This is a genomic window from Frankia canadensis (genome assembly GCF_900197875.1).
GTDB lineage: Bacteria > Actinomycetota > Actinomycetes > Frankiales > Frankiaceae > Frankia > Frankia canadensis.
Genome location: NZ_FZMO01000450.1, coordinates 1 through 1,216, shown reverse-complemented (window position 1 = coordinate 1,216; position 1,216 = coordinate 1). Strand labels below are relative to the sequence as shown.

Here is a 1,216-nt window from a genome sequence, read left to right as displayed (position 1 = left end):
GTGCGTCCTGGTTCCTGGTCGCGGTGGGTGTGTGGTCGTGGGCGATCTGGCCGAACTTGTAGAACATTTACTTATGACCTAGGTACGGAGCCGTGTCTCCTCGTGTCCTGGCGGCATTCGTCCCCCTATGGACGCCTACGCTGGGGCCGCATCCCTGATCATGGTGCGGAGGTACCGGTGAAAGCGTTCCCTCGAACTGCTGGTGACGGAAGCTACGGTCGGCGAGACTCGACCCTCGTGTCGTCGTGACTGGAGAGTTCCCGTCGCTGAAGGCTCGGCAGCTCCTGCGCGTGCTCGGGCGGCTGGGGTACCGGGTGACCAGGCAGGACGGCTCGTCGCACCGGTGGCTGGAGGCGGACGGGCGCCCGCGGCTCCGGTTGGCGTTCCACGATCGTGTGACTGTTGGTCCGGGTCTGGTTCGTCAGATACTGGTGAAGCAGGTGGGCCTGACCGTGGAGGAGGCACTGGAGGTGATCCACGGTGACTAGGGCGATCACAGTGATCGTGCGGCGGGATGGCGAGTCCTGGTCGGCGTGGTCGCCGCAGTGCCCTGGGCTCGCGGTTGCGGAGCCGACCGCGGCGGAGCTGCGTGGGGCCCTCCCCGAGGCGCTTGCCTGGTACTTCGACGGAGACTTTGACTTCGAGATCCTCGTGCATCTCGAGCAGGAGCTGCGTGGGGTCGTTGTTCGGATCGCTCAGGACGACTTCCTATGGGAGCGGCAACTGGTCGCGGAGCGGCTGGGGGCTGCGCTCGGCGTTGAGGACCAGGCCGAGCAGTTGCGGGCGGCGCCGGCGAACTCCGCAGGGGAGGTCGTCTACGTCTGCGCGCTGCCGAGCGACTCGATCTCCTGGCTAACGGCTCAGACTGAGGAGATTTCCGATCCGGTCGTGGTTGCTCTGCCGGCGGCCGAGTCGATGCTGTGGACTCTGCAGCTCGGTGGCGGGCGCCGGACTGGTGCTGGGACAGCCGGCGCGGGCTACCCGCCAGACACGACATTCGGCGAGATCATGACGACATTCACCGGGCCTGGGCTGAAGCTCAGCGCATAGGAGTCTCGGCGATCCGACATCGGGACCTGGCTGCGCTCGCCGTGCTCGACTTCACGCGGAACAAACGTCTTTGATCGGTTAGGTCCTCCCGCTCGGGTGCGAAGCTGGTCCGGTGACTCTGTCGAAGCGTGCGTCCTGGTTCCTGGTCGCGGTGGGTGTGTGGTCG

2 protein-coding genes and 1 pseudogene are annotated in these 1,216 nt (G+C 66.3%); all 3 read left to right on the top strand.

Annotation, left to right across the window (positions count from 1 at the left end; genetic code table 11):
* Positions 1-62, top strand: a pseudogene (locus C1A33_RS38440) (SCO4848 family membrane protein); the annotation flags it as partial.
* Between the two features lie 183 nt (positions 63-245).
* The gene (locus tag C1A33_RS25995; RefSeq protein ID WP_101834170.1) at positions 246-488 is read left to right on the top strand and encodes a type II toxin-antitoxin system HicA family toxin; all 243 of its coding nucleotides are present in this window, start codon (positions 246-248) and stop codon (positions 486-488) included.
* Positions 481-1,050 (top strand): hypothetical protein, encoded by a 570-nt coding sequence (locus tag C1A33_RS25990; RefSeq protein WP_101834168.1) that lies wholly within the window; start codon positions 481-483, stop codon positions 1,048-1,050. Before C1A33_RS25995 ends, C1A33_RS25990 begins: the two co-directional genes overlap by 8 nt.
* Positions 1,051-1,216: the final 166 nt, after the last annotated feature.